Source organism: uncultured Acetatifactor sp., from assembly GCF_948601915.1.
GTDB lineage: Bacteria > Bacillota > Clostridia > Lachnospirales > Lachnospiraceae > Acetatifactor.
Genome location: NZ_CAPDXS010000202.1, coordinates 1,234 through 7,493 on the forward strand (window position 1 = coordinate 1,234; position 6,260 = coordinate 7,493).

7 protein-coding genes are annotated in these 6,260 nt (G+C 50.8%); 2 read left to right on the forward strand and 5 right to left on the reverse strand.

The window, feature by feature from the left end; genetic code table 11:
• Positions 1-227: 227 nt before the first annotated feature.
• From Q2B33_RS22310 to Q2B33_RS22325, 4 genes are all read right to left on the reverse strand, one after another.
• A complete protein-coding gene (locus Q2B33_RS22310; protein ID WP_300792071.1) occupies positions 228-1,409 on the reverse strand; it encodes a HAMP domain-containing sensor histidine kinase in 1,182 nt (393 codons plus the stop codon).
• Entirely contained in the window at positions 1,406-2,089 is a 684-nt protein-coding gene (locus Q2B33_RS22315; protein ID WP_300567340.1) for a response regulator transcription factor, read from the reverse strand. Before Q2B33_RS22315 ends, Q2B33_RS22310 begins: the two co-directional genes overlap by 4 nt.
• Complete coding sequence (locus Q2B33_RS22320; RefSeq protein ID WP_300792069.1) at positions 2,064-2,645, reverse strand: hypothetical protein; 582 nt, start codon at positions 2,643-2,645, stop codon at positions 2,064-2,066. The genes Q2B33_RS22315 and Q2B33_RS22320 overlap by 26 nt, the downstream gene beginning before the upstream one ends.
• Before the next feature lie 148 nt (positions 2,646-2,793).
• The gene (locus Q2B33_RS22325) at positions 2,794-3,342 is read right to left on the reverse strand and encodes a class I SAM-dependent methyltransferase (RefSeq protein ID WP_300792068.1); all 549 of its coding nucleotides are present in this window, start codon (positions 3,340-3,342) and stop codon (positions 2,794-2,796) included.
• 50 nt (positions 3,343-3,392) lie between these two features.
• On the opposite strand from Q2B33_RS22325, the gene Q2B33_RS22330 reads away from it, so the two are divergent.
• Positions 3,393-3,851 (forward strand): hypothetical protein, encoded by a 459-nt coding sequence (locus Q2B33_RS22330; protein WP_300815834.1) that lies wholly within the window; start codon positions 3,393-3,395, stop codon positions 3,849-3,851.
• The gene (locus Q2B33_RS22335; protein ID WP_300567349.1) at positions 3,820-5,556 is read left to right on the forward strand and encodes a hypothetical protein; all 1,737 of its coding nucleotides are present in this window, start codon (positions 3,820-3,822) and stop codon (positions 5,554-5,556) included. Before Q2B33_RS22330 ends, Q2B33_RS22335 begins: the two co-directional genes overlap by 32 nt.
• Before the next feature lie 198 nt (positions 5,557-5,754).
• Here the strand turns inward: Q2B33_RS22335 and Q2B33_RS22340 are convergent.
• A partial coding sequence (locus Q2B33_RS22340) for a hypothetical protein (RefSeq protein ID WP_330687811.1) occupies positions 5,755-6,260 on the reverse strand: 506 nt, incomplete at its 5' end.

Below are 6,260 nucleotides of genomic sequence, written 5' to 3' on the forward strand. Positions count from 1 at the left end.
CGTTGCCTGCCAATCCCCGACGCCTGTGATTCGTAAACAATTCCATTCTACCTGAAAACCATGGGAAATGCAATTCCATTTTTATCGATTGCCGATAGAGAGAATATATGCTATCATGATAGCAGAAAGATTACGAAAAAATCGCATCGGAACCAGGTATGAGGGCACAGATACGGCAAGGACAATAGGCATCGGAAAGCAGGATTTCGAAGCAATCATCACAAACATTATTTGAGAAACAAATGAATGGACAGCTCCTGTCCCTGCAGCGATGCGTCCACCTGGCCCCCGTGGAGCTCCACGATGCGCTTTACAATGGCTAGCCCCAGCCCGGAGCTTTGGGGGGCGCTCCTGGCCCGGTCTCCACAGTAGAAGCGCTCAAAGATCCGGTCGGGCTCAATGCCGTGAGGATCCGCCACCCGGTTGGTGATACAGATATGGAGCCGGCCCGTGTCCTGTGCCGTCACGGTTACCGGGGCGGCACGGTGGGCGTACCTGCGGGCGTTGTCCAGCAGATTCTGGAACACCCGCACCATCTGCCGGGTATTGATATGGGCCATATGGCTTTCCGCCTCCAGCTGCCACGAAAGCGTCAGGCCCTCCGCCTCCATAAGGACTTTATATTCATAGAGGATATGCCGCAGCAGTTCCAGCACATCCCTTTTCTCCATGTCCGGTAATTGGTCGGCGGAGTTCAGCTTCGTGTATTCAAACAGTTCGTTGATCAGCCCGTTCAGCCCTGTCAGACGCCGTTCCACCACTTCGATGTATTCGGCAAAGCGCTGCCTGTCTTCGGGCCCCGTCTCCTTCAGCAGCTCCACATAGCCGATGATTGAGGTAAGGGGGCTGCGCAGGTCATGGGACACATTGGTGATCAGCTCATCCTTGCTTCGTTGCTGCCTTTTCTCCCTCTCCTCCTTTTCCCGAAGCTGGACGGACATCTCGTTGATGACGGCGCACAGCCGGGTGATTTCATCGTCCCCCCGCAGCTCCATGGTCCTTCCAAAGCCCTCCTCCCGGATCTTCTGGATTTCCTGGGACAGGTACTCCACATACCTGACCCTGCGGTTGATTCTGACGGAAAAGGAGACAATAAAGCATATCACGGTAAGCGCCACTGCCACCACCGACGGGAGATATTCGGCGGCAATGAGGTATTTATAGCCCAAATCATGAAAATAATCCCACAGCCCGGAATGGAGCAGAAGCTGCATCATGGACAGCACCACCGCCAACACTGCCAGGCTGATGGCAAGGGAGACGCAGGCTGCCTTCAGGAAATATGCCGTGAGGCGTTTTTGGTACGAGGAGGACAGTCTTCTGTAAACCAGGAAAATCACGAAAACCGTTCCTGCGATGACAATGCCGTTGATTAAAATATAGTTTGGAATCATTCGCAATAACGTCATATCTGATACCCTCTTCCCCAACAGGTCTTGATAAAATCCGAATGGACATTGTCCCAGTTCAGTTTATTGCGGAGATTGGCGATATGCATCATCACCGCATTTTCCGAACAGAAGAATTCTTCATGCCATACCGCTTCATAAATCTGCGCCATGGTCAGCACCTGCCCCTTGTTCCGCAGCATATACTCCAGGATGTCGTACTCCTTGCGCGTCAGCCTCACTTCCCGCCCGCTTACCCATACCTGGCGGCTTTCCATGTCCACCGTCAGATCCTCCGTCTGGAGCGTGTGCGCCGGCTTTTCCGTCTCATTGTACTGTTTATAGCGGCGGAGCTGGGCTTTGATGCGGGCGAGGAGCTCAATGGGCTGAAAGGGCTTGGTCACATAATCGTCTCCCCCCACCGTGAGCCCCTGTATGATGTCTATGTCTTCTGATTTTGCCGACATGAATATGATGGGCATTTTGCTTTTTTCCCTTATCTGCAGGCAGGCGCTGATGCCGTCGATTCCCGGCATCATCACGTCCATCAGGATCAGGTCTACCTGATAGTGTTCCAGGATATCCAGCGCCTGGGCCGCATTCTCACAGGTGAGGTACCGGTAGCCCTCATTGCCCAGGTAGATGCCCAGAAGCCTGCAGATATCTTTATCGTCGTCAACAACCAGTATGAATTCTTTCATGATAGTTTGCTTCTCCCTTTTTGCAGAAATGCTGCAGAGCCGCCGAGGCAAGGAACATAAACAGAAGCTCCACAGCAATCATCTGCCATCGCCTCAGGCCGCACAAGCTGCCGAAAAACCCCGAAAAGGCAATCATGCCGATGGATATGATTTTAGCAATTATACCAATTTTCAGGAACTGGGGCAATGATATTTTCAAAAAAGCGGAGCCTGCGCAGAGCACTTCATCGGACACAAGCGGAACGATCAGCAGTACGCCGAGAATCCAAACCCGGTACCGCCCCGTCAGCTGCTGCAGCCACGCAAGCTGCCGCCTCTCTTTTTTTCCTTTAAAAATACGATGTACGATCAGGGAAGATAAGGAATGCATAATCGTCAATCCCAGCACGGAGCCTGTGACCCCAAGGGCAAAAGCTCCCAGGCTGCCGATCCGTCTGGTTCCCCACAGTACCACTGCCGTTTCCGGCACCGGAATACAGATAGGGAGCAGCACGCAGACAAGAAAATAGACACACCACATAACGACACCTCCTGGTATTGGTCCATGCCGCACCATCCGCAGAGCTTTGCTCCCCGGGGCAGCATTTTATAGTAAGCGATTTACAGTCTTTGTTTTGACGTTCTATGCTGATTTCCATTGCAAGGATAGTTTCCATTACAATGCTGGATTTCAAGCACTAATAAAATGGCTATGGCATTTACTATCATTTCATGTGCAGCACATATGCCGGGGGCAGGTTTTGCCAGACCCTTACGATTCTCCGGATATGGAAATAATTTTCCAGAAAGGCTTTCCGCAGCAGCGTATACTGGAATGTGGTAAATACGCCTTCGGCTCCGATAGCCTCTTGGGTCTGTGACAGTATTCTATGGGACACCTGCCGGGGGAGTGATGTAAATGGCAGTCCGGAAATGATATAATCCGCATGCTTAAACCCCTGTTCTCTTAAGAAGCTGCATACATTTCCGGCATCTCCGTGAATCAGCACCACTCCCGGCATTCCCTGAAACTGTTTCCGAAGCATCTCATAAAAACAATCATTCTGTTCGATCACTATATAAGTCGTGTCCCGCCTTTTTCTTGCTGCCACCTCTCTGGTAAATACGCCCGTCCCCGCCCCGTATTCTACAATGCAGCGCGCTTTCTCGAAATCGATAGAAGCCGTCATGGCCGCCGCCAGATGCCTGCTGCTGGGTGCAATGGCCCCAATCGTGTTCGGAGCGCTGATGTATTCTCTTAAAAACTGCCACATGGGATATGCCTCCTCTAAACAATAGAATTCACGCTTGCATTCAGCGTGTTATGCTTTCATTTGATGATTTCAGTATAAAGAGGAGGTATAAAGAGAAAACCGTAAGAATTATAAAGATTTCTTTAGAGAATAAAGCTATCTGCGCGGGAGGAAACCGGACGCAAGATGCTCCGCGTAGTGGAGCGCTGGGCCGGGGCGCGGAAACGGCAGGGGCAAAAGAAAGGCACTGCTTTTATATGTACAGCATTTTTGCCTTCTGTACCAGCCCCGGCTCCTTCTCCAAGGCAGCCACATCGTGGGCGGATTTCGGAAGCATTTCAAAAAAGGCTTGCATTTTCCTGAAAATCATATATACTATCTTTATACCGATATTTTCACGTCAAGTGAATCTTTTTATCATGCATGGCTCGTGGCCATGGTATTGGCGTATCGCCGAATTATCATTGAGGAATGTTACAGGAGAAGGGAGAATTGCATATGGCAGAGAAGAGAGGAACTATTGTGTATGAAGGAATCCGGAAAGTAATCAATGGGAAGGCGATTTTCATGCGCCAGTGCCTGTGCTACAAGGAAGTCGTAAAGATGGTCGTGAAAAGCTTGGAGGAAGGTACACTGCCTGGCGGGCTGCAGCACGATGCGTTATACCTGCGGGACAGGGGGGTTGCCAGCCTGACATTTTATGAGAAGGACCTGGAGGAGCTTTTTGACCGGCTGTTCCTGGGAAAGCTGGCCAGGTTCAAAAAGGAATCGAACGACCAGCTTTATGAGCTGTACACGCTGCCAATGTCCCGAAACGGGGAGGAAATCGAGCTGGATGTCACATATCCAATGGTCTACGGCATTGTCAACAATGACAGGTGCAGGGCCGCAATCGCGGCAGAAATAACGGAGCGGGACGAATATTACGCATGCTATGAGCAGTCAGGATATAAAAACCCATACTTTGAAGGCTTTTTCCGGGCGGAACAAATCTGGGACGCCCGCCTCCTGCTGGGACTATTGGACAGGCTGCGCCGGGACAGGGAGGATGAGGGCTGCTACCGCCAGCTAATGAGGATAATTTATGCCGGATACGGCCATATTAAAAGACAGATCAAAACAAGGAATGTGATAACTGGGACGATGGCGAAGGAAATCCTGGGCAGGGATATCCCTGACGAGAATGCCATGCTGCCTACGGTAAGCAGAATGATGCTGCTGATGGTGATGGCCGAGGACATGGGAATCCCCTATGAATGGGATTATAATACGCTGGTGATGCTCCATTTCTTCGAAAGCGCCATTGACCAATTGACGAACGGGGAGAGGGCCTATGGGGATCTGGACGATTTCGATACAGATCAGACGGAATTTTTCCAGCAATATGACGAAAAGTATTTCTCGCACAGCTCCCTGCTTGGGATGCTCCGCGAAGGCGGGCTGGAGCAGATGTCCGACCTGGCGCTGCGGGTTTTCGGCCTGTATCAGATGAGCCCGAGGAAGTTCTGGGGATATGACCTTTCAGAGGAAGAGGTCAGATGCCTGATACGGCAGCGTGAGCGGTGGTCGCAGCGCACCTATGCCACAGGGCTGATGCTGGCACAGCTCTGCAAGTACATCCGGCAGATGGAGGAGCAGTCCCTGCTGGCTTCGAAAGACTACGCGGGAATGCAGATCCAGCTCACGCAGCGTGAAAAGGAGGAAATCCGCCTGCGGCAAAAGCAGAAAGAAAGGGAGCTGGCGCAGCTTGCTGCAGAAAAACGCGGGCTGCAGAATACGATTTTGAAACAGGAGCAGGAACTGCGGAGACTGCAAAAGCAAGCGGCCGGACAGAAACAGCAGATAGCCGAGCAGCAGACGGAGCTGGGGGAAATGCGCTCCTATCTCTATTCCCTGAGCGAAGGCTGGGAGGAAGGGAACGCGGAAGCCCACGCTGAGACAAAGCTGTCCGAATGGAGCGCGCAGAAAGTGCTCGTGGTGGGCGGGCACACCAACTGGCAGAATAAGCTGCGGGAGCTTTTCCCGAAATGGCAATTTATCTCTGCGGGCCAGAACAACCTGGACGATAAGATGATAAGGGGAAAGGACTGTATCATATGCAACACGGAAGTCCTGGCACATTCCTGCTACTATAAGATATTATCCGGCAGGGAAAAGCGGCAGAAATTATGCTATGTGCACAGCAATAATATCCAGAAATGCTTACGGGAGCTGGCTCAGCAGCTGGGAGGCTGACATCACATCGCGAATAGAAGTCCGTCTATCGTCTCACAAAAGCCTCTTTCATCCATAACTCGAATCACGCCCGGCCATGCAGGACATCCCGGAAGAGAAGGTGGCGGAAGCGGCCGGACGCTGCAACGCCGGGCCTCCAGTCGTTTCGAAGCAAACCAGCTTCACCGAGGTCCGGCAAAATCTTCAGAATCTTCCCACCTACATACCACATCCAGCCACATTGAAATCATACGTATCTTCCCTCGGATTCTTATAACCCTCAAACGCCTCTACCCTCACGAGCGAAAATAAGAATCCAAAGTTGGAATTCGGTCTCTCCAATGCCTGCTTCCGCGCATATCCTTTCACTGACAGCAGATACTTTCCGGAAGGAACCTCATATTTAAAACCCGAGTATAGTCGATTTCCATCCAATGTCTGATACGAGTTGTCAGTTCCGGAATAAAAGCGCATTATTCCATATGGCATTTTGTATGTACCTTCCTTACCGCTATACTCCTCTTCCTGAAACGTATAAAAAGAACCGATATCAGAAATCCACAGACTATCCTTAATTTCAATATTGAATCCGTCATACTCCATTCTCTCTTCCCATGCATCATCAAAAGGTACATCGCTTCCTTCTAATTTAATGACATAATCTATAGAATTAACCCTAGATGAGAGAAAAAGTAGTACCACATGAAATTTTTCCTCACCAAAAA